The organism is Alcanivorax sp. REN37 (genome assembly GCF_041102775.1).
Classification (GTDB): domain Bacteria; phylum Pseudomonadota; class Gammaproteobacteria; order Pseudomonadales; family Alcanivoracaceae; genus Isoalcanivorax; species Isoalcanivorax beigongshangi.
In genome coordinates, this window is sequence record NZ_JBGCUO010000001.1 from 1,048,353 (window position 1) to 1,074,622 (window position 26,270).

Annotated in this window: 23 protein-coding genes; 19 read left to right on the forward strand and 4 right to left on the reverse strand. The window is 62.9% G+C overall.

What is annotated here, in order from left to right; translation table 11 throughout:
* Positions 1 to 2: 2 nt before the first annotated feature.
* From relA to AB5I84_RS04670, 3 genes are all read left to right on the forward strand, one after another.
* Complete coding sequence (relA, locus tag AB5I84_RS04660) at positions 3 to 2,246, forward strand: GTP diphosphokinase (protein ID WP_369454694.1); 2,244 nt, start codon at positions 3 to 5, stop codon at positions 2,244 to 2,246.
* 11 nt (positions 2,247 to 2,257) lie between these two features.
* Positions 2,258 to 3,031 carry a nucleoside triphosphate pyrophosphohydrolase gene (gene mazG / locus AB5I84_RS04665; RefSeq protein WP_369454695.1) on the forward strand — a complete coding sequence of 258 codons (774 nt, stop codon included), beginning with the start codon at positions 2,258 to 2,260 and terminating at the stop codon, positions 3,029 to 3,031.
* 254 nt (positions 3,032 to 3,285) lie between these two features.
* Positions 3,286 to 4,305, forward strand: coding sequence for a porin (locus AB5I84_RS04670; RefSeq protein WP_369454696.1), 1,020 nt, complete (start codon positions 3,286 to 3,288; stop codon positions 4,303 to 4,305).
* A gap of 782 nt (positions 4,306 to 5,087) precedes the next feature.
* Here AB5I84_RS04670 and fabB read toward each other — a convergent pair.
* Positions 5,088 to 6,305, reverse strand: coding sequence for a beta-ketoacyl-ACP synthase I (gene fabB, locus AB5I84_RS04675; RefSeq protein ID WP_369454697.1), 1,218 nt, complete (start codon positions 6,303 to 6,305; stop codon positions 5,088 to 5,090).
* Between the two features lie 18 nt (positions 6,306 to 6,323).
* Positions 6,324 to 6,836, reverse strand: a complete 513-nt coding sequence (gene fabA / locus AB5I84_RS04680; protein ID WP_439650205.1) for a 3-hydroxyacyl-[acyl-carrier-protein] dehydratase FabA — start codon at positions 6,834 to 6,836, stop codon at positions 6,324 to 6,326.
* 460 nt (positions 6,837 to 7,296) lie between these two features.
* On the opposite strand from fabA, the gene AB5I84_RS04685 reads away from it, so the two are divergent.
* The 14 genes from AB5I84_RS04685 (at position 7,297) to AB5I84_RS04750 (ending at position 20,238) form a co-directional block, all read left to right on the forward strand.
* Positions 7,297 to 9,258 (forward strand): heme lyase CcmF/NrfE family subunit, encoded by a 1,962-nt coding sequence (locus AB5I84_RS04685; RefSeq protein ID WP_369454699.1) that lies wholly within the window; start codon positions 7,297 to 7,299, stop codon positions 9,256 to 9,258.
* Positions 9,255 to 9,791: a DsbE family thiol:disulfide interchange protein gene (locus tag AB5I84_RS04690; RefSeq protein ID WP_369454700.1), complete on the forward strand. Its 537-nt coding sequence runs from the start codon at positions 9,255 to 9,257 to the stop codon at positions 9,789 to 9,791. Before AB5I84_RS04685 ends, AB5I84_RS04690 begins: the two co-directional genes overlap by 4 nt.
* Positions 9,788 to 10,210, forward strand: a complete 423-nt coding sequence (locus AB5I84_RS04695) for a cytochrome c-type biogenesis protein (protein WP_369454701.1) — start codon at positions 9,788 to 9,790, stop codon at positions 10,208 to 10,210. Before AB5I84_RS04690 ends, AB5I84_RS04695 begins: the two co-directional genes overlap by 4 nt.
* Positions 10,210 to 11,238 (forward strand): tetratricopeptide repeat protein, encoded by a 1,029-nt coding sequence (locus tag AB5I84_RS04700; RefSeq protein WP_369454702.1) that lies wholly within the window; start codon positions 10,210 to 10,212, stop codon positions 11,236 to 11,238. Before AB5I84_RS04695 ends, AB5I84_RS04700 begins: the two co-directional genes overlap by 1 nt.
* Positions 11,239 to 11,387: 149 nt before the next feature.
* Positions 11,388 to 12,035 carry an adenylate kinase gene (gene adk, locus AB5I84_RS04705; RefSeq protein ID WP_369454703.1) on the forward strand — a complete coding sequence of 216 codons (648 nt, stop codon included), beginning with the start codon at positions 11,388 to 11,390 and terminating at the stop codon, positions 12,033 to 12,035.
* A gap of 243 nt (positions 12,036 to 12,278) precedes the next feature.
* The gene (minC, locus tag AB5I84_RS04710) at positions 12,279 to 12,989 is read left to right on the forward strand and encodes a septum site-determining protein MinC (protein WP_369454704.1); all 711 of its coding nucleotides are present in this window, start codon (positions 12,279 to 12,281) and stop codon (positions 12,987 to 12,989) included.
* A gap of 38 nt (positions 12,990 to 13,027) precedes the next feature.
* A complete protein-coding gene (gene minD, locus AB5I84_RS04715) occupies positions 13,028 to 13,849 on the forward strand; it encodes a septum site-determining protein MinD (RefSeq protein ID WP_369454705.1) in 822 nt (273 codons plus the stop codon).
* Positions 13,846 to 14,097: a cell division topological specificity factor MinE gene (gene minE / locus AB5I84_RS04720; RefSeq protein ID WP_369454706.1), complete on the forward strand. Its 252-nt coding sequence runs from the start codon at positions 13,846 to 13,848 to the stop codon at positions 14,095 to 14,097. The genes minD and minE overlap by 4 nt, the downstream gene beginning before the upstream one ends.
* Before the next feature lie 258 nt (positions 14,098 to 14,355).
* Positions 14,356 to 15,519, forward strand: a complete 1,164-nt coding sequence (locus AB5I84_RS04725) for a hypothetical protein (protein ID WP_369454707.1) — start codon at positions 14,356 to 14,358, stop codon at positions 15,517 to 15,519.
* Positions 15,520 to 15,656: 137 nt separating this feature from the next.
* Positions 15,657 to 17,606: a DNA repair helicase YoaA gene (gene yoaA, locus AB5I84_RS04730; RefSeq protein ID WP_369454708.1), complete on the forward strand. Its 1,950-nt coding sequence runs from the start codon at positions 15,657 to 15,659 to the stop codon at positions 17,604 to 17,606.
* Positions 17,587 to 18,264, forward strand: a complete 678-nt coding sequence (gene tsaB, locus AB5I84_RS04735; protein WP_369454709.1) for a tRNA (adenosine(37)-N6)-threonylcarbamoyltransferase complex dimerization subunit type 1 TsaB — start codon at positions 17,587 to 17,589, stop codon at positions 18,262 to 18,264. The genes yoaA and tsaB overlap by 20 nt, the downstream gene beginning before the upstream one ends.
* Complete coding sequence (locus tag AB5I84_RS04740; RefSeq protein WP_369454710.1) at positions 18,261 to 18,698, forward strand: acyl-CoA thioesterase; 438 nt, start codon at positions 18,261 to 18,263, stop codon at positions 18,696 to 18,698. The genes tsaB and AB5I84_RS04740 overlap by 4 nt, the downstream gene beginning before the upstream one ends.
* Positions 18,699 to 18,700: 2 nt before the next feature.
* Positions 18,701 to 19,516, forward strand: coding sequence for an undecaprenyl-diphosphate phosphatase (locus tag AB5I84_RS04745; RefSeq protein WP_369454711.1), 816 nt, complete (start codon positions 18,701 to 18,703; stop codon positions 19,514 to 19,516).
* Entirely contained in the window at positions 19,495 to 20,238 is a 744-nt protein-coding gene (locus AB5I84_RS04750) for a class I SAM-dependent methyltransferase (RefSeq protein WP_369454712.1), read from the forward strand. Before AB5I84_RS04745 ends, AB5I84_RS04750 begins: the two co-directional genes overlap by 22 nt.
* A 2-nt stretch (positions 20,239 to 20,240) precedes the next feature.
* On the opposite strand, the gene AB5I84_RS04755 is transcribed toward AB5I84_RS04750, so the two are convergent.
* Positions 20,241 to 21,617, reverse strand: a complete 1,377-nt coding sequence (locus AB5I84_RS04755; protein WP_369454713.1) for a peptidoglycan DD-metalloendopeptidase family protein — start codon at positions 21,615 to 21,617, stop codon at positions 20,241 to 20,243.
* Between the two features lie 169 nt (positions 21,618 to 21,786).
* A complete protein-coding gene (gene plsB / locus AB5I84_RS04760) occupies positions 21,787 to 24,249 on the reverse strand; it encodes a glycerol-3-phosphate 1-O-acyltransferase PlsB (protein WP_369454714.1) in 2,463 nt (820 codons plus the stop codon).
* Positions 24,250 to 24,476: 227 nt separating this feature from the next.
* Between plsB and AB5I84_RS04765 the strand changes: the two genes are divergently transcribed.
* The gene (locus AB5I84_RS04765) at positions 24,477 to 25,220 is read left to right on the forward strand and encodes a TIGR04219 family outer membrane beta-barrel protein (protein WP_369454715.1); all 744 of its coding nucleotides are present in this window, start codon (positions 24,477 to 24,479) and stop codon (positions 25,218 to 25,220) included.
* 151 nt (positions 25,221 to 25,371) lie between these two features.
* A complete protein-coding gene (locus AB5I84_RS04770; RefSeq protein ID WP_369454716.1) occupies positions 25,372 to 26,256 on the forward strand; it encodes a Dyp-type peroxidase in 885 nt (294 codons plus the stop codon).
* Positions 26,257 to 26,270: the final 14 nt, after the last annotated feature.

Here is a 26,270-nt window from a genome sequence, read left to right on the forward strand (position 1 = left end):
GCATGGTCACTGTGCGCCGCCAGGTCACCCTGGAGGGACAGTTCAACGATTTGCCCGCTTGGCTGAGCAGTGTCGGCAGCCGCTGCAACCTGGCCGACACCAGCGTGCTGGCGGCGGCCTGCGCGCGGGCCGAGGGCTGCGAACGGGCGGGTAACCAGGCCGGCAGCCGTTGGCATTACGGCATCGGCTGCTTCCGCATCGGCCTGGAAATGGCCGAGATCCTCGCCGACCTGCATGCGGACGCCGATGCGCTGGCGGCGGCGGTGCTGTACCGCTCAGTGCGCGAAGGCCACCTGTCGCTGCTGGAAGTGCAGAAGGAATTCGGTGACGCCATCGCCCAGCTGGTGGAGGGCGTACTGCGCATGGCGGCCATCAGCGCGGTGCTTAATCCGTCGCGCAAGGCGGTGCTAGGCCAGCAGGGTGACCAACTCGACAACGTCCGCAAAATGCTGGTGGCGATGGTCGATGACGTGCGCGTGGCGCTGCTGAAGCTGTCCGAGCGGACCGTTATTATTCGTGCGCTGAAAGACTCCGACCCCGACAGCCGCATCAAGGTGGCGCGCGAGGTGTTCGACATCTACGCGCCGCTGGCACACCGGCTTGGCGTCGGCCAGATCAAGTGGGAGCTGGAAGACCTGTCGTTCCGCTACCTGCAGCCCGACGCCTACAAGAAAGTGGCGCGGCTGCTGGATGAAAAGCGCCTTGACCGTGAGGCTTATATCCAGAACGTGGTGGCTGAACTGAAGGGCCACTTGGAACAGTTCGGCATCGGCCGGGTGCAAGTGGATGGCCGCGCCAAACACATCTATAGCATCTGGCGGAAGATGCAGAAGAAGCACCTCGACTTCTACGAGGTCTACGACGTGCGTGCGGTGCGGGTGCTGGTGCCAGAGGTGCGCGACTGCTACGCAGCGCTCGGTGTGGTGCACTCGCTGTGGCAGCACGTGCCGAAGGAATTCGACGATTACATCGCCACGCCTAAGGAAAACGGTTACCAAAGCCTGCATACGGCGGTGATCGGGCCGGAGCGCAAGATGCTCGAGGTGCAGATCCGCACCTTCGACATGCATGACGACGCCGAGCTGGGGGTGTGCGCCCACTGGCAGTACAAGGAAGGCGGTAAACGCCGCGGCGGCGACGACCACAAAATTGCCTGGTTGCGCCAAGTGCTGGAATGGCATGACGAACTCGGCGAAGCCAGTGTGCACAACATGGTCGACCATTTGCGCGCGGCCGATGCCAGCAGCGAGCGGGTGTATGTGTTCACCCCAGACGGCCATGTGGTCGACCTGCAAGCCGGTGCCACGCCGGTGGATTTTGCCTACCACATCCATACCGAAGTGGGGCACCGCTGTCGGGGCGCCAAGGTCAACGGCCGTATCGTGCCGCTGAACTACCCGCTTAAAACCAGCGAGCAGGTGGAAATTCTCACCGCCCGTGAAGGGGGCCCCAGTCGCGATTGGCTGACGCCATCGCTCGGTTATGTGCGCACCAGTTCGGCGCGGGCACGCATCCAGCAGTGGTTCAAACGCCAGGATCGTGGCACCCATCTCACTCAGGGGCGCGCCATTCTGGAGCGCGAAATGTCGCGGCTGGCGCTCGGTCAGCTGGATCTCGACCGGGTGGCGCCGCAATTCAACCTCAAGACCGGCGAAGATCTACTCGCCGCCTTGGGCGCCGGCGACCTGCGTCCGGCGCAGGTGGTCAATCAGATCCACGGGTTGTTGGAAGGCGACCACGGCCAGCAAGAACTGGAATTCGTACCCCGCAAACCGAGTCCGCAGCGCCGTGATTCGCCGGAAGTGGTGATCGAAGGCGTTGGCAATGTGCTGACCCAAATTGCGTCCTGCTGCCAGCCGCTGCCGGGCGACCCGATCCTGGGTTACATCACCCAAGGCCGCGGTGTCAGTGTGCACCGTGCTGACTGCAAGAACGTGTTGGCGATGCAGGCCGACGACGCACGCCGGGTGGTGGATGTGCACTGGGGCCAAGCCGAGCGAGTCACTTACCCGGTCGATATTCATCTGCGGGCCTGGGACCGTCAGGGGTTGTTGCGCGACATCTTGTCGCTGCTTGCCAACGAGAAGGTCAATGTCACCGCGCTGCACACTGAGTCGCAGCAGGATGACAACAGCGCGGTGATGACGATGACGGTGGAAATCGCCTCGTTGGGTAACCTCGGCCGCGTGCTGGCGCGTCTTGACCAGTTGCCCGGCGTGCAGGACGTGCGGCGGCACCGCAAGTGAGCGCGGCGGCGTTGCAACGCTTGCAGGCGCTGGTGGCGCAGCTGCGCGATCCTGAGCACGGCTGTCCCTGGGACCGGGCGCAAACTCCCGCTTCGCTGGCGCCCTATGCGCTAGAGGAAGCCTGCGAAGTGGCCGACGCCATTGCCGCCGGTGACCGCGCCGGGCTGCGTGAGGAACTCGGTGATCTGCTGTTGCAGGTCCTGCTGCAGGCGCAGTTGGCCCAGGAGCAGGGCGATTTCGATCTGGACGCGGTGATGGACGGCCTGGCTGACAAGTTGGTACGGCGCCATCCCCATGTGTTCGAGACGCCAGGTGCGACGCCGCCGGCGGGCCAGTGGGATGCAATCAAAGCCGCAGAGCAGGCCGCCGCCGGCACCCTCCGCAGTAGTGCATTGGACGGCGTGCCTAACGGGCTGCCAGCGTTGGTCCGTGCCGCCCGCATCCAGCGTCGCGCTGCTAAGGTCGGTTTTGACTGGCGTGAGTTAGCGCCGGTGCTGGCGCAAGTACGCGCCGAACTGGATGAGCTGGAGCAGGCCATTAGTGGCGCTGATCCGGCCGCGATCAGCGATGAACTTGGCGATGTGTTGTTCAGCGTCGCCAACCTGTCCCGCCATGTGCAGACCGATCCGGAGCAGGCGCTGCGCGCCGCCACCCATAAATTCGAACGTCGTTTCCGGCAGGTGGAAGCGCTGTCGCCAGCGCCGCTGAGCGCTCTCGATGAGGCCGAATTAGAACACTTGTGGCAGCAGGCCAAACAACTTCTGCGCAGCCAAGGCGACTGCTGACCCGGCGCCGCTGCCATTGCTGACATTGACAGTGGCAGGCGTACCAATCCAGATCCCAGTCACCGCCGCTACTGCGGCGCAGCGTGCCAATCCCCCGTAAATCACAGCCTCCCGCCTAAAGTTCCCGCCGTTGCCGGCATTCATAAAAACTTCATGTTGAGGCAACTTGGCTGTCATCTTGGCTTTCCATACTGCGCGCCAGTCGTAGCTAACTTGTTACGTCATCAATGACTGAGCCTTATGGGAGATCGTGAATGAACAAGAAGTTGCTGGCGATGGCTGTTGGGGTAGCGGTACTGGCACCGGGTATGGCGCTGGCCGATGTGTCCATCTACGGTCGTGCGCACGTGTCGCTGGATCAACTCGACGATGGTGGTGACTACAACGAGACCAACCTGTCCTCCAACTCATCCCGTCTGGGCTTCCGCGGCGACACCAAGATCGCTGACAGCAATCTGACCGCGTTCTTCCAGGTCGAAACCGAGATCAACTTTGCACAAGGCAAAGGCAGCAGCTGGGCCAGCCGTGACACCTTCGTCGGCCTGAAAGGCGACTTCGGTATGGTCCGCGCCGGTCAGTTCGATAGCCCGTTCAAAGCAGCCCGCGATCCGGCCAACCTGTTCGGCGACCAGCTCGGCGACATGCGCAACCTGACCCGTGTGGGCGATGCCCGCTTTGACGAGCGGACGCCGAACACCATCCATTACCAGACCCCCAACTACAACGGTCTGCAGTTCAACCTGGGCTACTCCATCCACGAAGGCACGGCGGCCAAGGACGATGAGAAACAAGACGCCGTCAGCGCTTCTGTGACCTACGCCAACGGCCCGTTCCAAGGCGCTTTGGCCTATGAGCAGTACGGCCGTGATACCAGCAACGGCAAGCGCAAAGCCGTGCGTCTGGCGGGTGCCTACAAAGTGGCTGATCCGGTGAAACTGGTCGCCTTCTACCAGAACGCCAACCATGACGACGATCAATTCGATTCTGATACCTGGGGCCTGGGTGCAGAATTCCAAGTTGCGCCGGCCACTTACGTCAAAGGCATGTACATGATGATGGACGCCGACGCCAAGGATATGAGCGCCGACATGGTGGCCGTCGGTGTTGAGCACCGCCTCGACAAGGCCCTGCGCGTGTACGCCAACTACGCCATCGTGATGAACGATGACCTGGCAGCTCTGACCCCATGGCAGCAAGCCCGCACCACCAACGTGGGCGGCGCTGCAGGTGAAAACGCTCAAGGCCTGTCCCTGGGTATGCGTTACGACTTCTGATCAAGGCAGTCGTGAAGTGAAAAACGCCGGCGTGAGCCGGCGTTTTTTTTATGTGCGCAATAACATCGACTGGTGATCGGTGTGGCTGCTAGGGAAGCTTGTTCCTGAGCGGGTAGACGAGAGACCTTCTGTGGTGGTCTCCATGGAGAAGTAGCCGCCCCAGATTGTTCGTCCTGCAGTGAGAGTTGAAGAACGTCTTTAAGCCGGTCAGGAGAACCGTCACGGACTGGTGGCAATGACAGTGGCCTCGGCCGCAGTGACTGGTAAACACCGTTAGCCGGGCGTGTAAGCCTAACCAGAATCGGCAAAGCGGAAGTGATAAATGGCTGGTGCCCTGACAGCTGAAGCGACCTGCAGAAGCGGAGAAAAGTCGGCACAGACGAATGTTTCCGGCAGGTGCTAATAGTCTAATTATCGCTTGCCGCCGCGGGTGTCTGATGTGGTCGCTGGGCGGATCAGCTCTCCAGTTACGGTTCTGATTTTATGATGCTAAAGGCCACTGCCGTGCAATGGGCTGCCGGTGATTGATGGGCACCAGGTCACCTGTTGGGCATAAATTTTTTGTGCAGGGCAACAGGTTGAAATAAGCCAGGAACATCACAATGGGGCCCCGGGTTATTACCCAATTTAATGACGCTCAGCTTGCCGGTGGCACTCTCTTGTTAGCGCAACAATCTGGCTATTTAGGCGACCCAGGTGAAAGCTGGATGCTGTGAGACATTGTCCGGTTAGCAAAAAAACGCCCCGCATTAGCGGGGCGTTTTTTATCGCCTTACCGGCATTCAGTCGCGGTAACGCTGGAACACCAGCGAGGCGTTGGTGCCGCCGAAGCCGAAGCTGTTGCTCAGCACCCGCTCCAGTTGACGTTCTTCAGTGGTGGTTTGGATCGGGATGCCTGCGGCGCCTTCGTCGAGCTGCTCGACGTTGACGGAACCGGCAATGAAACCGTGCTGCATCATCAGCAGGCAGTAGATTGCCTCGTGCACGCCGGCCGCGCCCAGAGAGTGGCCGGATAGGCTCTTGGTGGAGCTGACCGGCGGCACCTTGCCCTCGGCAAAGGTATCGCGAATGGCTTTCAGCTCGGCCATGTCGCCGACCGGGGTGCTGGTGCCGTGGGCGTTGATGTAATCAATCGGGCCATCGACGGTGGCCAGCGCTTGTTGCATGCAACGCATGGCGCCTTCGCCGGACGGGGCGACCATGTCGAGGCCGTCGGAGGTGGCGCCGTAACCGACCAACTCGGCGTAGATTTTGGCGCCGCGGGCCTTAGCATGCTCCAGTTCTTCCACCACCACGATGCCGCCGCCGCCGGCGATGACAAAGCCATCACGGTTGGCATCGTAGGCGCGGGAGGCCAGTTCCGGGGTGTCGTTATACTTGCTCGACAGCGCGCCCATGGCATCGAAGAAGGTGCTCATGGTCCAGTGCTCTTCCTCGCCGCCGCCGGCGAACAGAATGTCCTGTTTGCCGAGCTGGATCTGCTCCATGGCGGCGCCGATGCAATGGGCACTGGTGGCACAGGCGGAGGCGATTGACAGGTTCAGCCCCTTGATCTTGAACGGCGTGGCCAGGCAGGCGGACACGGTGCTGGCCATGGTGCGGGTGACCATGTAAGGGCCAACACGCTTGACGCCTTTCTCGCGGGCGATGTCGATGCCTTCTACTTGGTTGGCCGAGGACGCGCCGCCGGAGCCGGCCAGCAGACCGGTGCGTGGGTTGGAAACTTGTTCCGGCGTCAGGCCGGCATCGTCGATGGCCTGTTGCATGGCCAAGTAGGCATAGGCCGCGGCGTCGCCCATGAAGCGACGCGCCTTGCGGTCGATCAGTGCATCCAAATCAAGATCCGGACGGCCGGAGACTTGACTGCGCAGCCCGTGTTCACGGTAGCTGTCGTTGAAGCGGATACCGGAGCGCCCGTGGCGCAGGGATTCGGTCACAGTGGCCGGATCGTTGCCCAGGCAGGAGGTGATGCCGATGCCGGTGATGACGACTCGTCTCATTGCGGTGGTTTCCTTCGTTTAGAAACTGTCCGTAGAAGTGAACAGGCCGACCCGCAGGTCATTGGCTTGATAGATGTCGCGCCCGTCCACGGACACGGTGCCATCGGCGATGCCGAGGATCAGCTTGCGTGCGATCACTCGCTTCACGTCGAGGCGGTAGGTGACGCGCTTGGCAGAGGGCAGGATCTGCCCGGAAAACTTCACTTCGCCAACGCCGAGGGCGCGGCCGCGGCCCGGGTGACCAAGCCAGCCGAGGTGGAAGCCGACCAATTGCCACATGGCATCCAGGCCCAGGCAGCCCGGCATCACCGGGTCGGATTCGAAATGGCAATCGAAGAACCACAGGTCAGGGCGGATATCGAGTTCGGCGATGATCTCGCCCTTGCCGTAACGGCCACCTTCTTCACTGATGCGGATGATGCGGTCCATCATCAGCATGTTCGGCAACGGCAACCGCGCATTCCCCGGGCCGAACAACTCACCGTGGCCACAGGCCAACAGCTCGTCCCGGTCAAAACTATTCTTCCGCACTGGATCCAAGGTCACAGACTCCATCACTGAACGCTTCTGTCGCAAGACGGTCACATGGCCATCTCAGGCGCCGCTATCATAACAAAGCGAGTGTGACAGGCATGTACGCGACCGGGTCTGAATTATGTCAAGGTGTTGCAGGCTGCAACGCCGGGTGTATCAAAAAAAGCCCTTTTGTCTCAACTACTTTAGTCTTTGCAGGACGGTGCTGGGGCAGTGTAAAACTTGAAATCAACGCCGCCCTCGCGGAAGCTATGCGGCCCGGTTCCAGCCGGCTGCGTCGCCGCGCAGTGGCGGCCGGGTCAGGGCTCTTCTCCACCGACAGGGATGGCGGAGCGGGGCACAGCTGCCGTCGCCGCCAAGCCTGTATCCGTCAGGCGGCCGGGATGGCCGCAGGGTCGTGCGAGGGTATGCGCGGTCTGCCTACCTTCAATGACAACCTCGGCCGCGGGAGCGTGTTGTGATAGCGGAAATAGGACACTTTGCAGTCTGGATGGCCTTGTTACTGGCGGTCCTGCAAGCCTTTTTGCCCCTCATCGGTGTACGTCTCCAGCACGGTGGTTGGATCGCCAGCGCCCGGCCGCTGGCCGTGATGCAGTGGCTGCTGGTGACGGTGGGCATCATCACCCTCGGCTATGCCTTCTATGTGAATGACTTCTCCATCGCTTACGTCTCCAACCACTCCAACTCGGCGCTGCCGTGGGGCTATCGCCTGTCCGCCATCTGGGGCGGTCATGAAGGCTCGTTGTTGCTGTGGGCGTGGATGCTGGCGAGCTGGGGCGCAGCAGTGGCGCTGCTAAGCCGCTCGGTACCGGACGCGATCTCAGCGCGGGTGCTGGCGGTGATGGGCATGATCGGCATTGGTTTTATGTCGTTCATGCTGCTCACCTCCAACCCGTTTGACCGCAACCTGCCGTGGTTCCCGCTGGATGGTGGCGATCTCAATCCGCTGCTGCAGGATCCGGGGCTGATCGTGCACCCACCGATGTTGTACATGGGCTATGTCGGCTTCTCAGTGGCGTTTGCGTTTGCGGTGGCCGGGCTGATGGCGGGCCGGTTGGACCCAGCATGGGCGCGTTGGGCGCGGCCGTGGACCACGGTGGCGTGGTCGTTTCTGACGGTGGGCATCGCGCTCGGCTCCTGGTGGGCGTACTACGAACTGGGTTGGGGCGGCTGGTGGTTCTGGGATCCGGTGGAAAACGCTTCGTTGATGCCGTGGCTGTCGGGTACCGCTTTGATTCACTCGTTGGCGGTCACCGAAAAGCGCAACCTGTTCCGTGCTTGGACGGTGTTGCTGGCGATCCTGACCTTCTCGTTGAGCCTGTTGGGCACCTTCTTAGTGCGCTCCGGCATCCTTACGTCAGTGCATGCGTTCGCCAATGACCCGGAGCGCGGCACCTTTGTATTGATCTTTTTGGCGTTGGTGGCCGGCGGCTCATTGCTGCTGTTTGCGCTGCGGGCGGGGCAACTGCGCAACACCGCCGGTTTCCAACTGCTGTCTCGTGAGTCGATGCTGTTGGGCAACAACCTGTTGCTGCTGACTGCGGCATTTGTAGTGCTGGCCGGCACGCTGTTCCCGCTGATCGGCGACGCCTTTGATCTGAAGATTTCTATCAGTGCGCCGTACTTCAATATGTTCTTCATCCCGCTGACGCTGGCGCTGATGGCGTTGGTGGTGCTGGGTGTAATGTCGAACTGGAAAAGTCAGCGCGTCGAACGCCTGCGCAGCCGGGTGCTGCCGTTGGTGCCAGCGGCCATCCTCGGTGGTGTAGGGGCGGCACTGCTGCCGGGCGGCACCCATTGGTCCGGCACCCTGGGTCTGATCGCAGTGGCGTGGGTGGTGATCGGCCATTTGGATGATCTGGTGCGCAAGGCGCTGGCGTTCCGGAGCGGCCTGTTCAAGGGCCTGCGGCGCCTCGGCCGCAGCTACTACGGCATGGTGTTTGCCCACCTCGGTCTGGCGTGGATGGTGGCCGGCATTGTGTTGGTGTCCCATCACGAGATCGAGCGCGATGTGCGCATGATGCCTGGTGATCAGGTGTCTGTGGGCGGCTACGATTTTGCCTTCACGCAGCTGGAGGATGGTGTTGGCCCCAACTACGACACCGTCAAGGCGACCTTCGAAGTGACCCGCAATGGCAAGCCGGTGAAGGTCATGCACCCAGAAAAGCGCACCTACCACGTCAGCGGTATGGTGATGACCCAGGTGGCGTTGCGGCCGAGCCTGCTCAACGACCTCTACGTGGCACTTGGGGAACCGCTCGACCGGCCTGATGCCTGGGCGGTGCGTATCTACTACAAGCCGGGCGTGCGCTGGTTGTGGCTGGGAGCGCTGATGATGGCGCTGGGTGGTTTGCTGGCGGTGTCCGACCGCCGCTACCGGTCGCGTAAGAATGCAGAATCCGCGGAGGCGCTGGCATGAAGAAGTCGCTTTGGGGGGTAATCCCGCTGCTGATTTTTGTTGCCCTGGTGGTGATGCTGTATCGCGGCCTGGGCCGTGATACCGAAACCCTGCCCTCGGCGTTGGTGGGCCAGCCGGTGCCGGCGTTCTCATTGCCGTCGCTGATTGATGACCAACGCCAGCTTGATCCGGCACTACTGAAAGGTGAGTGGACGCTGCTCAATGTCTGGGCCACCTGGTGCCCGACCTGCTACGTGGAGCATCCCTATCTAGTGGATGTGGCCCAGCAGGGCGTGCGTATCATCGGTGTTAACTACAAGGACAAGCGCGATAAGGCGCTGCAATACCTGGCCGATTTGGGTAATCCCTACCGCGAAGTGATCGTCGATCAGCGCGGTGATTTCGCCATGGATTTGGGGGTGTACGGTGCGCCGGAAACCTTCCTCATCAACCCGCAAGGGCGCATCGTGTTGCGCTTTGCCGGGGAGTTTAATCAGAGCGTGTGGCAGGAGCGTTTCCTGCCGCTGATCGAAGCCGGGGAGGGCGCACCATGATGCGTTCCTTGTTGCTGTGCCTGATGCTGGTGTTGCCGCTCGGTGCGGCGGCGGTGATCGATGTGTATGAGTTCGAGACCGCTGAGCAGGAGCAGCGCTTTCGTGCGCTGACCCAGGAATTGCGCTGCCCGAAATGCCAGAACCAGAGCATCGCCGACTCCGATGCCGACATTGCTGGCGACATGCGCGCCCGCACCGCGTTGATGCTGCGTGAAGGCCACAGCGACCGAGAAGTGGTGGATTACTTCCGCGCTCGCTATGGCGACTTTGTGTCCTACCGGCCGCCGGTGGCGCTCAACACTGCGTTGCTGTGGTTCAGCCCGCTGCTGATCCTGCTGATCGGTGGGGTGCTAGTGGTGCGCGCACTGCGCCGCGCCAACCGCGCGCCGCTTGAGGATGACAACGAGGAGACCCACTGATGTTGTGGCCAGTCCTGATTGCTTTTGTTGCTCTGGTCACGCTGTGGCTGATGTGGATGTGGGCGCGCGAAGCCCGTCGTGAAGGCACCCGGTTGTCGCCGGCGCTGCTGGCCAGCGGGTTGCTAGTGCCAATCTTGGCGGTGGGTTTGTATGGCGTGCGCGGCTTCCACCCAGACACCGCGGAGTGGGTGGACGACGTGCGGACGCTTGAGCCGATGGCCCGCCAGTTGGCCGCCGGTGAAACGCCGGACAGCGTGGCGGAAGGCGTCACCGCGCCGCGCTTGGCACGGGTGCTGCAGCGCGAACTGGCGCGCAGCCCGAGCGCCGACGGCTGGTATGCGCTCGGCGTACTGTACGGTGAACTGGAAGTGCCGCAGCTGGCGGTGGAGTCAGCGCGCAAGGCGTTGCGGTTGGACCCGGACTCACTGTCGAACCAACTGCTGCTGGCGCAGGGCCTGATGGGGGAAGCTGGCGGCCGTCTCACTGACGAGGCCGGCGACCTGCTGGACGGTATTCTGGCTCGCTATCCACAGCATGACAGCGCGTGGCTGATGGTCGGGCTCGGCGCCATGCAGAGCGGAGATTTCAAGCGCGCTGAACAAGCGTGGGAAGCGTTGCTAGAGCGCCATGGCGACAGTCAGATCGCCACCATGCTCAACCAGAATCTAGAGCAGGCGCGCAGCCAAGGTGCGGCGCAGCAATACTTTGCTGAGTTGAGTGTGGACGTGACCAGTGCCACGCCGGTGGCCGACGGCGGCACCTTGTTTGTGTTCTTGCAGCGCGCTGGTGAAAGCGGTCAGCCGCTGGCGGCGCGGCGACTGCTGGTGCAGCACCTGCCGCAGCAAGTCAGCCTGCGCGCCGAAGACTGGCTGCAAGCTTATCCCGCGCCGGATACCGAGCTGGTGGTGGGCGCCCGCTATGCGCCGTCCGCCGCTGCCGGCGTCGGTGAAGCGCAATACCAAGCCGCCCCGCAGCCGTGGCGGCCGGGCGCGTCGGTGACCTTGGAGCTGTTGCCGCCGCAGTCCTAATCTGCGGCAGGCCCGACACGGCCGGTTACCGTTTTCGCTTGTCGGTGTAGGGTCTGCGCGGTAAAGTGCTCCGTTTTCGAGGTGCGGACACCGCTCTTTCTCGCGCCGGGAACCTGCCGGGCGTCCGATTCTCACTGCTGGAGAAAGCTATGCGCGTCATCCTCCTGGGCGCGCCCGGGGCCGGAAAAGGCACCCAGGCGCAGTTCATCATGGACAAGTTCGGTATTCCCCAAATTTCCACCGGCGACATGCTGCGTGCGGCCGTCAAGGCCGGTACCCCGCTGGGTATCGAAGCCAAGAAAGTGATGGACGCAGGCGGTCTGGTGTCTGACGACCTGATCATCGGTCTGGTCAAGGAACGCATCAAGGAAGACGACTGCAAAGGCGGGTTCCTGTTCGATGGTTTCCCGCGCACCATTCCCCAGGCGCAAGCTCTGGTGGATGCCGGCATCGACATCGATTACGTGGTCGAACTGAACGTCGACGACGCCGAGATCATCGAGCGCCTGTCCGGCCGCCGTGTACACCCGGCTTCTGGCCGCGTCTACCACCTCAAGTACAACCCGCCGAAAGTGCCGGGCCGCGATGATGTGACCGGCGATGAGCTGGTGCAGCGCGATGACGACCGTGAAGACACCGTGCGCCACCGGCTTGAGGTGTACCAGCAGCAAACGCGGCCGCTGGTGGACTTCTATCAGCAACTGACCGGCAGCCGCGCGCCCAAGTATGTGCGTGTGGAAGGGGTCGGTTCGTTGGAGCAGATCCGCGACGCGATCGCCACTGCCTTGACCGCCTGAGCGGCACGGCAGCATAAAAACCCCGGCTTGCCGGGGTTTTTTTATGGCGCGGCAGTCGCAGACCGCGAGAGTTTTACATTTCCGCTCGGTTGCGGCGACCCGCGCCGATAGTTTTATTGGCACCATAAGCGCCGGGTCCCCGCAGACCGGCTTTGCTCCCGGGCGACGCAGGCCGGATAATCCCCGATTGATCGTCCGCCGGTGCCGGACACCTCCCTGAACAGGTACGCGATGACAGCCGTAATGGAAGATCTCAATGTGGTCGAATTCCGTGGCCGCATGCTGATGATGACGGTGTTGCAACTCAACACCCTCGATTTAGAGCTGCTGCGCACGCATCTCGATCAGCAGCTGACCGACTCCCCCGACTGGCTGCGGGATGTGCCGATCGTGCTGTCGTTCCCGGACGATGCTGAAGACATCTCGGTGGTGGATCTGACCCTCACCATGGAAGCACTGCGCGACCGTGATATGAACTTGGTGGCGGTGGCGCGTCATGCCGCCATTGATGAGCAAGACCTGCGCATGCTCGGCATCGGCAGTGTGGTGCTGTCGGCCGGCGGCCGCGCAGTGCCGGTGCCGCGTGATAGCGATGCCAAAGCGACGGCCGCAGAGCCGGCCCGCGAAACGTTGGTGATCGACCAACCGGTGCGTTCCGGCCAACAAATTTACAGCCGCGGAGACTTGGTGGTGCTGGCGCCGGTAGGCACCGGTGCGGAACTGATGGCCGAAGGCCATATCCATGTGTACAGCAATCTGCGCGGGCGGGCCCTGGCCGGCGTGCGCGGTGATACTCGGGCGCGCATCTTCTGCCAACAGCTTAATGCTGAGTTGGTGTCGATTGCCGGCCACTACCGGGTGTCGGAAGACCTGCCGGAACGCTGGCAGGGTGAAGCAGTGCAACTGACCCTGGACGGAGAGGCGATGCTGTTCTCTCCGCTCAAATCCAAATAAGCAGCAGCGTTAGAGCGTCCCTGAAAGGAGAAATGCGCGTGACAAAGATTGTCGTGGTGACGTCGGGCAAAGGCGGCGTAGGCAAGACCACCTCCAGTGCAGCATTGGGCACCGGCCTGGCGCTGCGTGGCTTTAAAACCACCGTGATCGATTTCGATGTGGGCCTGCGCAACCTGGACCTGATTATGGGCTGCGAGCGGCGCGTGGTGTACGACTTGGTCAACGTGATCAATGGCGATGCCAACATCCGCCAGGCGCTGATTAAAGACAAGCGCGTGGAGAATCTCTACATCCTGCCGGCGTCGCAGACGCGCGATAAAGATGCGTTGACCCAAGAAGGCGTGGGCAAAGTGCTGGACGCGCTGCGTGACGATATGGCGATGGATTTCATTATCTGTGATAGCCCGGCGGGTATTGAGCGCGGCGCGCTGATGGCGGCGTATTTCGCCGACGAGGCGATCGTGGTGTCGAATCCGGAAGTATCCAGTGTGCGTGACTCCGACCGCATTCTCGGCATCCTCGCCAGCAAGACTCGTCATGCCGAACAGGGCAAGGGCGACATTCCTGCGCGGCTGCTGCTCACCCGTTACTCCGCCGAACGAGTGGCGCGCGGTGAAATGCTGTCAGTGGAAGACGTGCAAGACATTCTCGCCATTCCGCTGCTGGGCGTAGTGCCGGAATCTCAAGCAGTATTGAACGCCAGTAACGCCGGTACGCCGGTGATTCTCGATACCCAGTCCGATGCCGGTCAGGCGTATCTGGACGGTGTCGCGCGCTTCCTGGGTGAGGACGTGGCGCATCGCTTCATCACGGCGCCGAAGAAGGGCCTGCTGGGCCGTTTGTTTGGAGGTCAGGGATGAGTATTTTCAGCTATCTGTTGCCGCGCAAACAAAGCACCGCATCGGTGGCCAAAGAACGTTTGCAAATCATCGTCGCCCGCGAGCGTTCCACCCGTGGCGGCCCAGATTACCTGCCACAGTTGCAGGAAGAATTGCTGGCAGTGGTGCGCAAATATGTGCCAGTAGATCCGGATGCGGTGAGCCTGCAGGTGGATCGCGATACCGGCTGCGACATTCTCGAACTCAATATCACGCTGCCGGAACAATGAATGCAGCAGTGTAAAAAAGGCGGCCAGTGGCCGCTTTTTTTATGCGTGATCTTTGTATTCCCAGTGGCGGAGAGACGGTGCGGAAGGCGTGCAGTAGCAAGCTGTGGCAGCTGCATTGCCGCAGTCCGGCGAAACGAAATTGAAACGGTCGTGAAAAAACATCTCAGCTGGCTAAATTATGTACCACCCTATTTTTATTTATGTTAATTTCCTGCCGTTGCAGTACCCAAACATTCTTGACGGTTTAGGAGATCTATCATGGCCCGTGCGAAAAAGGCGGCCGCCCCCCGCACTTCGGCAGGCGCCCGCAAAGCACCTGCTGTGAAGGTGGCAGCAGCACCCAAATCCATTCTCAACGCCGAAGCGAAAGTCCAGCAGCAGGACACCGTGGTGGATGCCGCCAAGAAGACTGTGGCGCAAATCCTCGCGCAAATTGAACGCGCTCGGAAAAAAGTGGAAGCCGAAGTCGCACGGCTGGAAAAAATGATGGACGACTCCCGTGCCAAACGGGAACGCGCTCGCACCGCCGGCACCGCTGCTGCCAAACGTGCGCTGGCTACTGCCCGCGATAAAGTGGCGGCCCAGCGCGCCAAGATCCAAGAGTTCCGCGCCGAGGTGAAAGCCCTGCGCCAAGAAGAAGCCGCCGCCAAGAAGCAGGTGGTGCGTGAGAACCGCAAGATGCGAGCGGTGCAGCGCTACCTGACCAGCAAGGTGCGTGAGTTCGAGCGCAAGGAACTGCGCAAGGCCAAGCAGGAAGAGAAGAAAGCAGAAGCCAAAGCGCTGGCCGCCGAGAAGCGTGCTGCCGCTAAGGCCAAAGCCGAAGAGCGTAAAGCTGCGGCCAAGGAAAAAGCCCGCGAGGCGCGCGAAGCCGCTAAGGCCCAGGCCAGCGGCAAGAGCACCGCCGCGGCCAAGACCTCCAGCAAGGCAGCCGCCAAGAAAGCGCCGGTGAAAGCCACTGCGAAAAAAGCCACTGCTAAAGCGGCGGCCAAGCCGGCTGCCAAAGCGGCTGCTAAGACCACCAAGGCGCCGGTGAAGGCGACCGCTAAAAAAGCACCGGTGAAAGCAGCTGCCAAGAGCACTGCCGCCAAGTCAGCGGCGAAGAAGGCCGCTGCGAAGCCGGCCGCTAAAGCGGCGGCCAAGACCACTGCCAAAACCACGGCAAAGGCCCCGGCCAAAGCCGCCGCCAAGAAAGCAGCGACCAAGGCTCCGGCTAAAACCAAGGCCACCGCTGCCGCTAAGGCCACCGCCAAAGCAGCGGCCAAGCCGGCTGCTAAGAAACCGGCAGTGAAGAAAGCGGCGACCAAGCCGGCCGTTAAGAAAGCCGCGGCTAAAGCCCCCGCACCTGCTGCGGCACCGGCCCCGGCGGCGCCCACCGCACCGGCTGCACCGGCAGCTACGCCGGCGGCTGATCAGAACGACTGATTTGCCTGCCGCAGTGCCCTGACACCCCGCTTCGGCGGGGTGTTTTGTTTCTGGTCTGCTTGGGCCGCGCAGCCCCTTCCGCTATGCTTGCGCTGCCTTACGTCATCCCCGCCCCAGGCGGTATCAGGGAGCCGCCGTTGAGCCAGGTCCGCGACATCTTGCAGCAGCCGGAGCGCTTTGCCGCCGTTATTCCCGGCTTCCGTGCGCGTGCGCCGCAGTTGGACATGGCTGAGGCGGTAGAAAGCGCGCTGGCAGATCGTGCGGTGCTGGTGGCAGAAGCGGAAACCGGCACCGGCAAGACGCTTGCCTATCTAGTGCCCGCGCTGCTCAGCGATGGCCCCACCATCGTGTCCACCGGTACTAAGAGCCTGCAGGACCAGTTATTTTTCAAAGACCTGCCGGTGGTGCTCAAAGCGCTCGGTGTGCGGCGCCGGGTGGCGTTGCTGAAAGGGCGCGCCAACTATCTGTGTCCGTACCGGCTGGAGCTCAACGAGGAGGAGAGTCGCTTCCTCAGCCGCGAGACCGCCGAGCAGCTGCAGATCGTTGCGCACTGGGCTGGCCGCACCAGCACCGGTGATCTCGCCGAGCTGCAACAGCTGCCGCAAGATGCGCCGGTGTGGCCTTGGGTCACCAGCACCGCGGACAACTGCATCGGCCAGGACTGCCCCAAACTGGCCGAGTGCCCGGTGATGAAAGCACGCCAAGCGGCGCAAGAGGCCGATCTGGTGGTGGTCAACCATCACCTGTTCTTTGCCGATGCGGCGCTGCGTAATGAAGACATCACCGAGCTGTTGCCCAGCGCCAATGCCGTGATCTTCGATGAAGCTCACCAGCTGCCGGATGTGGCCGCCAGCTTCTTCGGAGAATCTCTCAGTACTCGCCAGCTGTCGGACCTGTGCCGTGATGCGGTCAGTGAGGCCGGCCAGAGCGGCGCCGACGTGCCCGGCCTAGTGCACATCACCAGCGCCGTGGAACGGGCGGCAGCAGATTTTAGGCTGGCGCTGGGTGAGGACGGTCGTCGGGCGCCGTGGAAGGACGTCAGCGATGCCAAGGCAGTGCAGGAAAGTGCAGCCGAGCTGATTACCCGACTGGCGCTGCTGGAAGAGGCGCTGCAGCCATTCCAGAAAACCTCGCGCGGCATGGACAACTGCCTGCGTCGCGCCGGCAAGTTGCTCGACACATTGCGGCGACTGATCCGCGCCAACGATGCGCGCAGCGTCTATTGGTTCGAGAACTTCCGTCGCTCGGTGATGCTGCATGCCACCCCGCTCACGGTCGCCGACGCGTTCCAGGCCCACCGTGCTCGCCACCAATGCGCTTGGATTTTCACCTCTGCCACCTTGTCGGTGGCTGGTGATTTCAGCCATTTCATTGAACGGCTTGGGCTCGGCGCGGCGCGCACGCTGCATGTGGCGAGCCCGTTCGACTTCCGGCGCCAGGCGGTGCTGTATGTGCCGGAAGGATTGCCGATGCCGGATGCGCCGGACTATACCCGCCAATTGGTGGACAAAATGGTGCCGGTGATCGAAGCCGCTCAGGGCCGCACTTTTTTCCTGTTCACCAGCCATCGCGCGTTGCGTGAAGCCGCCCAGCAGCTGCGGAGTCTGTCGCTGCCATACCCACTGTTGGTGCAGGGCGAGGCCGGGCGCCGGCAGCTGCTGGATGATTTTCGCGCTAAGGGCAACGCGGTGTTGCTCGGTGCTGCCAGTTTTTGGGAAGGCATTGATGTGCGCGGTGACGCACTGAGTTGCGTGATCATTGATAAACTGCCGTTCGGCTCGCCCGGCGACCCGGTGGCGGCGGCGCGCATTGATCACATCCGCGCCGCCGGTGGCCAACCGTTCTGGGAGTTCCAATTGCCGGAAGCGGTGTTGACGCTGCGCCAGGGCGCCGGTCGTTTGATTCGAGATCACCGCGACCGTGGGCTATTGGTAATGGCCGACCCGCGCATTGTGCAGCGCAGCTATGGGCGTCTGTTCCTCGGCAGCCTGCCGGGCATGACGCGCACCCGCAAACTGGATGTGGTGCAGCGCTTCTTCCATATGCTTGCAACCGAATCGAGTGACCATGAATCTGATCAGCCTTGAAACTGCCGGTGAGACCTGTTCGGTCGCGTTGCGCTGGCAGGGTGAGCTGCTGGAGCAGTTCGAGTTGGCGCCGCGCCGGCAGACTGAACGCGTGCTGCCGATGGTGGCGTCGCTGCTGGCCGAGGCCGGCGTCGCGCTGTCGCAGCTGGATGGCGTGGTATTTGGCCGTGGCCCGGGTGCCTTCACTGGCGTGCGCATCGCGGTGTCGGTGGCGCAGGCACTGGGGTTTGCCATGAACCGCCCGGTGCTCGGCGTATCGACGCTGGCCTCCGCGGCGTTGGCGGCCATGGATGCCGGAGCAGACGGCCCAGTGCTGACCGCCTTCGATGCCCGCATGGGCGAGCTGTACCTGGCCGTGTACCAGGCGGTGGACGGCCCGCAGTTGCTGCAACCGCTGCTGGCCGATGCGCTGGTGGCGCCGGCACAGCTGCCAGCGCTGCCGGCCGGCCTCCGCTGCGCCACCGGTTCTGGCCAAGCACTGGAGCCGGCGCTCAGTGAAGCGCTGGGCCAGCGCCTGCACTGGATTGGTGACGGCCATCCCCGTGCTGGCACCTTGCTGCGGCTGGCGCTGTCTGATTTTGCCGAGGCGGCGGTGCCGGCGCGCGAGGCGCGACCGGTGTACCTGAGAGACCAGATCGTGCAAGGAGGTCAGCAATGATCGAATGGGATTTGCCCACTCCCCACATCCTGTCCTGGATGGTGGAACCGGAAGCCATCGACGAACTGGGCCATGCCAACAACGCGGCCTACATTCGCTGGCTGGAACAGGTGGCATGGTCGCACACCGAAGCGCTGGGATTGGGGCTGGACGTTTACCGCCAGCTTAACCGCTGTTTTGTAGCGCGCCGCACCGAGGTGGAATACCTGGCGCCGGCGTTCGAAGGCGAGCGCCTGCAATTGGGCACCTGGATCGTGGAAAACGACCGCCGCATCAGCATGGTGCGCCAATACCAGGTGGTGCGTGAGCAAGACGGCGTCACCCTGCTGCGTGGCAACACCCGCTGGGTATGTGTGGCGATGGATTCCGGCAAACCGCGTCGCATGCCCCACGAGTTCATTGACGGTTACCCGCTTACCCAAAAAGAGAGCTGATCATGGATTGGATTCAAGCCGTTGTACTGGCAGTGATACAGGGACTGACCGAATTTCTGCCGGTATCCAGTTCTGCGCACCTGATTTTGCCGTCGCAGTTGCTCGGCTGGCAGGACCAGGGACTGGCCTTCGATGTGGCGATTCACCTCGGCACCCTGATCGCGGTGCTGTGGTACTACCGCAATACTTTGGGCGCCATGGTCGGCGGCGCGCTACGCGGCGTCAGCCAGCGGCAGATGAACCCGGACCTGCACCTGGGCCTGATGATCGTCTGGGCCACCATCCCGGCGGTGATCTTCGGCTTTCTGTTCAAGGACATGGTGGAGCAGTATGCGCGCTCGGCGGCGGTGATCGGCACCACCACCATCCTGTTCGGTGGCCTGCTGTGGTGGGCCGACCGGCGCGGCAGCAAGCAGCTGCAACTGGCGGCGGTGGGGCTCGGTATCGCCACCTTGGTGGGGCTGGCGCAGGCGCTGGCATTGATTCCCGGCACCTCGCGCAGCGGCATTACCCTCACCGCAGCACTGCTGCTGGGACTGCGCCGCGATGACGCGGCCCACTTCTCATTCCTGTTGTCGATTCCGGTAATCCTCGGCGCCATTGTGTTGATGAGCCGCGACCTGGTGCATCTGGAGCAGGTCTATAGCAACGCGCAGCTGGCAATGGCCTGTTTGGTGTCGGCGCTGGTGGCTTATGCCTCAATCGGCTTCTTCCTGCGGCTGGTGACCCGCGTCGGCATGGTGCCGTTCGCGATCTACCGGCTGGTACTGGGCAGCGTGTTGCTGCTGATGGTGCTGTGGCCCGTCACCCAACTGTGATGCTCGCCTGCCTGCCCGAGGCGCCGGACACGGTGCCGGGCACGGCGGTGGCGTCGGAAGCAGACGCTGAGCAGGCCGGCGCTGCGCTGGTGCTTGGTCGCCGCGACGGGGTCTTGGCGCTGTGGCGTCCCGGCGGTCGCGAAACCCCCTTGAGTGTCGATTTCGGCAGCGGCCAGCTTGGTTACCGGTTGGCTGCTGACCGGGTGCGCCATGAGCGTCTGGTGAAGGCAGTGGGCCTACCGCAGCCAGACCAGGTTCTGATAGACGCCACCGGTGGCCTCGGCCGCGATGCGTCGTTGTTGGCGATGGCCGGGTGGCCGCTGGTGCTGATCGAGCGCAACCCGGTGCTGCATGCATTGCTCAGTGATGGCTTGGCGCGTGCTCCGGCGGCGCTGGCCGGGCAGATCCGCCTGCTGTGCGCCGACAGCGCCACCTGGCTGGCTCAGCCGAGCTCGGAAGAGCGGGTGGTGTACCTCGATCCAATGTTCCCGGCGCGCGACAAATCAGCGGCGGTAAAAAAAGAACTGGCCTGGTTGCAGTGGCTGATGCCACCGGCGGGCGAGGAAGAAGGCGCGGCGCTGCTGGCGGCCGCCCGCAGCCAAGCGCGCAAGGTGGTGGTCAAGCGCCCGTTGCGGGCGCCGGACCTAGGCGCGGCGCTACCGACTCACCGCGTCACCGGCAAGACGGTGCGCTTCGACGTCTACCACCAGCCGCGCCGCTGAGCTCAGCTGTCGTTGCCGCTGGTATCCACTTCATGCAGCGCCAAGAACTGCTCGGCGTAATCCATTGAGGCCACCAAGTTTTCCACCCGCTGGCGGAATTCGGCCAGCTGCGCTGCAGGCACACTGTGGGCGGTGGGGATGTGCGCGGTCATTGGGTTCACCGGGCGCTGGTTGATGTGCAGCTCAAAGTGCAGGTGCGGGCCGGTGGTGCGGCCGGTGTTGCCGGATAGTGCAATGCGTGCGCCGCGGCTGACGCTCTCACCTTGGCGCACCAGCACCCGGCTTAGGTGCAGGTAACGGGTTTTGAACTGGCCGGGATGCTGAATTTCCACATAGCGGCCGGCAAACGGGTGGTTACCGACCCGCGTCACCACACCATCGCCAGTGGTCAGCACCGGGGTGCCCACCGGCATCGCGAAATCAACACCGTGGTGCGGCGCCACGCGCCCGGTCACCGGATGCAGGCGGCCGAGGTTGAACGGCGAACTGATGCGGTGTTGGCTCTGCATCGGGTGGCGCAGGAAGGCGCGGCCGAGGCTGTCACCGTCCTCGTCGTAGTAATTGCTGTCGTCATGTAGATAGGCGGCCACGGTGCGGCGACCCAGCTGCAACCGCAGTGCCTCGACGCGGGTGTGGCCGGTGGGGCCCTCGTCGGTCACTTCTTGGCCGACCACCATTTCAAAGCGGTCACCGGCGCGCAGGTCGCGGCGGAAATCGATCTTCTCGCCGAGGATGCGCTGGGCGCGGGCGATTTCGGCGTCGCTGAGGCCAGCGCGGCGAGCGGATAGGAAGAAGCTGCCTTGGATGTCGCCGGTGAACACGTAATCGCGCCATTCTGAGGGGCTGCGCACGTCCTCGAACTCAAAGTGGTCGCCGTCGACCCGCTGGTAGTGCACCACATGGCCGGGCCGTAGCCGCAGCGTCAGCCGTTGCAGGCTGCCTTGTTCATCAATATCGAACACCAGCATCTGGCCGGGGCGCAGGATATCCAGCGCCAGCAGTTCTTCGTCCGCTGCCAACACCGCCTGCATGGTGGCGCGGTCCAACTCGTGGCGGGAGAACAGTTCACTGAGGGTCTCGCCGGGCGCAATGGTATGCAGGAACGGGCCGGTCTCGGCCACATCCAGCAGAGGCTCATCCAGCGGCAGTAGTTCGTCAGTGAGGGTGGGGGCAGTGCCAGTCTCGGTGGCGGTGACGCCGGCGGGCAGGGCGGTGGCGGTATCCGGAGCGCTATCAGGACGCAGCAGTAGCGCCAGGGAGCTGATGCCGAGGCCGGTGGCCAGTACGGCAAGGATCAACCGTTGGCGGCGGTTGAACAGCGGGGCAGCCGGGGCGGTGGCTGCAGGGCGCGGGGTAGGGCGCCGTGGGGCGGTACTCATGAGCGGGCTCCTTGTGCGCGCGACGGTCAGCCGTCCGCGCTGAATCCGGCGCACTGCCCGCGCGTCAAACAACAACACCCCAACTAGGCGTAAGCGCGCACAGTGCCAAAAAATAAGCCTTTTAACATACCGGCGCGGGCTCCCGAAAGAGCGCGCGCCGGTAATTGTGTCATTGAGTGCGCTGGGTCAAGCGCACGATTGCCTGCCGTAGTGACGGACTGAGGATGCGCCGCGCTTCATCATCGAGCGCCAGCAGTCGATCATCGAAGCCGAGTCGTTGATCGTCATCCACTGAAATCATGCCCGAGCGCTGCAGTTGCTGGATGAAAGTACGCAGCACCACGCGGTCGAAAAATTCCGGCGAATTGAACTCGTACAGCAGCGACAACCGCTGTGCGGTTTGCTGCGCCAACTCTTCCAGGTCTTCCGCGGACAGTGCCCCCACGCCGTGCTGCACCAACAGTCGGATGGTGAGGTAGTAGCGCTCCAGCGCCTGCGACACGGTTTGGCCGAGATGGTCGAGCAGGTCGCTTTCCATGGAGTGCAGCGTGGCGCCACGCAGGAATTGCTCGTCCTTGACGATCAGCCCTTGCTTGATCAGCACTGCCAACGTGGCGTCGGTGGCGTCGCGCAGCGCTTGCGGCGAATTCCACGGCAGGAAGTATTCGCTTTGGAAGAACGGGTAGAGCAGCTCCACCAGGCGGTGGAAATGGCTCTCATGGATCGAGCGCGCATCCTTCACCAGCGCACACAGCAGCCCCGGCAACACAAACAGGTGCAAGCTGTTATTGCGCACATAGGCCATTTGCAGCGCAGTGATGTTGTCCACCTGCAGCAGGTTGCCCATTGGGTGTTCGATGCGGTGCAGGAAGTCATTGTCGAGCCCGTATTCGATGATGGCGGCGGCATCGTTGGACGCCAGCGCGCTGCCATCGCTGTAGGGCGCCTGTTGCAGCAGCGTGATGTACAGCTCCAACTGCCGGCGCAGCTGCGCCTCGTCCATGGTGTGCTTGCGGGTGGCCAGCAGCGCCAGGCCCAGCAGGTTGATCGGGTTGGCCACCGCTGCTGCGTTGATGCGGGTGACCACATCCAGTCCGAGCGTGGTGATGGCTTGCTTCATAGTCGCCGGGAGTGGCTGGCTCAGGTCGGTGTCGCGCCATAGCGGGGCGGCGTCATCGAGGAACGGTTTCAGCAGCAGCGGATCGCCGAAGTTCACGTGGACCTGGCCGAAGCGGCTGCGCAGGATCGACAGTGATTTGAGCAGTCCGAACACGCTTTCCTTCTGTTTTTTCTTGCCGTGCAGTTCGCCGATGTAGGTCTGGCCTTCGATCAGCTTTTCGTAGCCGATGTAGACCGGCACCAGCGCGATCGGTTTGTGGCTGTCGCGCACGAAGCTTTCCACCGTCATTTTCAACATGCCCGGGCGCGGTGACAGCATGCGTCCACTGCGGCTGCGGCCGCCTTCGACGAAGTATTCCACCGGATAACCGCGGGTGAGCATGACGTGGATGTATTCATTGAACACGGTGGCGTACAGCGGGTTGTCCTTGAAACTGCGGCGCATGAAGAAGGCACCGCCACGGCGCAGGATGGTGCCCACCACCGGCAGATTGAGGTTGATGCCGGCGGCGATGTGCGGCGGCACCAGACCGTTGCGGTACAGCAGGAACGACAGCAACAGGTAATCGGCGTGGCTGCGGTGGCAGGGCGCGTAGACGATTTCGTGGTTCTCGGCGATGTCCTGCAACTTTTGCATGTTGTACACGCGCAGGCCGCTGTAGAGCCGGTTCCAGACCCAGTCCAACAGCAGCTCGAGGAAGCGAATCACGGTGTGGGAATAGTCGGCGGCGATTTCCATCGCGTAGCGGCGCGCGTTCTGCTCGTGCTTTTCGTAGCTGTCGCCGTGCTCGGCAGCGCAGCGGGCAATCGCTTCGCGCACTGGCGCGCTGTCCACCAGCGTGTTGACCAGCGTGCGGCGGTGCGACAAGTCCGGGCCGATCACCGCTTCGCGCTGGCGGCGGAAGTGTACGCGCAGGATACGCTGGGCCTTGCGCGTGGCGCGCTCCGGCGAGCTGCTTTCATCGACCAATTGGCGCAGCGACATCGGCGGGCTGACACGGATGAACAGCTGCCGGCCTTGGGTAAGGATGATGAAGAACTTCTTGATCACGCCCGGCGCCGACCAGTTGTCGGAGAACATGATGCGCCACAGCGAATTTTCTTTTTCCGGGCGGCGGCCCCAGAACAGCGCCACGGGCACCAGCTGCACATCTTGATCTGGATGCGCCGCCAGCGATGCCACCACATCCTGCAGTCGGCGGCTGTTGCCGGCGATCCGCTCGCGGCCCACCAGCGGTTTGCGCTTATAGATATAGAAGAAGCTGCGCCGCAGTTGGCGGTCTGGCAGCGCGCATTTTTCCAGCGGGCTGGGCAGCCCAAGCTGGCGCGTCTCGCGGTCGAGCACGGCGAGGTCCGCCAGCGACGCTTCGCGCAGCACATAGATAATGGGGCGGCGAGGGTCGAGCTGGGTGCTGTCGTCATCCTCGTGCAGCCGGGTAACGCGGGTGCACCACTTCAGGAACAGACGCGCGAAGAAGAAGAACAGGCGGTCAAAGCCAAACCAGAAATTCATGAACAGGGGCCGATCCCACAGAGTAAGGTCGCGAAAGTGTAATAAAGTGCTTCAGGATGCGACAGCGACCACCTATTTCAGGATGTAACAGTGGACGCTGATTGAATCCGCTTCAGCACTGCGCCGCTGGCTGGCCATCGGGACGCTGGGTATGATGCCGCCGAGCGCCCGCAGGGGCAGCGTCGCACCGGCCGGCCCGCGGCCACCATGACAAGGAGAACAACCGAATGCGCAAGTTGCTTGTAACCGCCGTCCTGTTGTCGGCTGCCCCGGCCGCCCACAGCTTGCCGCTGATCGACATTTATGCCGGTGCGCGGGCCTGGAACCCGGAAATTTCCGGTGATGTAGCCACCAAACACCAGAACGACATCAGCCTCGACCGCACCCTTGGTTTCGACAAGGCTCGCGAGAACGTGCTGTATGTCGGCATTGAACACGCTGTGCCGGTGCTGCCGAATGTGCGCCTGAGCCATGCCAAGGTGTCGGACTCCGCGCGCCGTAACCTGAACACCGCCATCAACTTCGATGGCCACGTGTTTACTCAAGGCTCGCAGGTGCGTTCCAAGATCGACCTGGAAATGACCGATGCCACGCTCTACTACAGCCCGCTCAACAATTGGCTGAAGCTGGATCTGGGTCTGACCATCCGCCAGTTCAAAGCAGAATTCGATATCCTCAGCGCCAGCGAGCACGCCTACCGCAAGGTCAACGAAACGCTGCCGATGCTGCACGTCGGCGCCCGCGCTGAATTGCCGTTCACCGGTTTCTATGCCGGCGGTGCTTTCAACGGCGTGGCGTACAGCGGCAGCCGTTTGACCGACTACACCGTCAACGTCGGCTGGACCTCCGATTTCCTGCTCGGCGTGGAACTGGGTTACAGCCAGTTGGATGTGAAGCTGGATGACGTCAGCAAAGTGGACGCCGACTTCTCTGCCAAGGGGCCTTACCTGGCACTCGGCCTGCGCTTCTGATCGAACCCGGCCACACCCGACGGCCCCGTCATCGCAAGATGCCGGGGCCGTCGCCGTTTTGCTGCGGGCACCGCGGTTTCATGGGACACTTGCCGGCTGCAATTGACTGCCAACCGGCCATTAAGCGCTGGTGCCATCCGGGGAGATCGACATGACACAACATCAGGCAGGTATCTTCGACAAACGTTACCGCGACCACCTGTTGCTGGAATACCGCTGGGCGCCATCCGGCGATGTGGCAGCACTGCGCAGTGCATTGCGCACGGTGCTGGCAGCCCGCGATGCGGCGGCGGAGCGCAGCTTTGTGTTGGTCGGTTTCGGGCCGCGTTTGCTGGCGGCACTGGGCGGCACTCACAGCTTCGACGATTTTGATCTCGATGGCCTGGTGCCCAGCACCCAAGGTGAGCTGTGGATCTGGGTGCAGGCGGCCGATCGCGGCACCGCGTTTGATCTGGGACGCAGCGTGCACGGTGCGCTCGCCAGCCTGTGCGATCTGACGCTGGAAGTGGATGCCTTTGTCTACCACGACCTGCGCGACCTGATGGGCTTTGTCGACGGTATCGGTAACCCGGAAGGCGAGCGCGGCCGCCAGGCGGCGCTGATTCCCGCCGGCCAGCCCGGCGCCGGCGGCAGCTATGTGTTCACCCAGAAATGGCGTCATAACCTGGACGCTTTCGCCAAACTGTCAGTGGCGCAGCAGGAGAATGTATTTGGCCGCACCAAGGTGGATGCGGTGGAGTTTGATGACGAGCGCATGCCCGATGACGCCCACGTCGGCCGCACCGATGTCGACCGCGATGGGGTGCCGCAGAAAATCTGGCGCCGCAGCGTACCTTACGGCGGTGTGCGCGAACACGGGCTCTACTTCCTCGCCTTTTCCTGCGAGCTGAGCCGCTTTGATTATCTGCTGCGCCGCATGTACGGCGTGGCCGACGACAACGTGCGTGATCACATGCTGTCGTTCACCGAACCGCAGACTGGCGCTTACTGGTTCCTGCCCGCCGAGGCGGAACTGGCGGCGTTGCTGCAGTCCTGATGCACCGCAAGGAG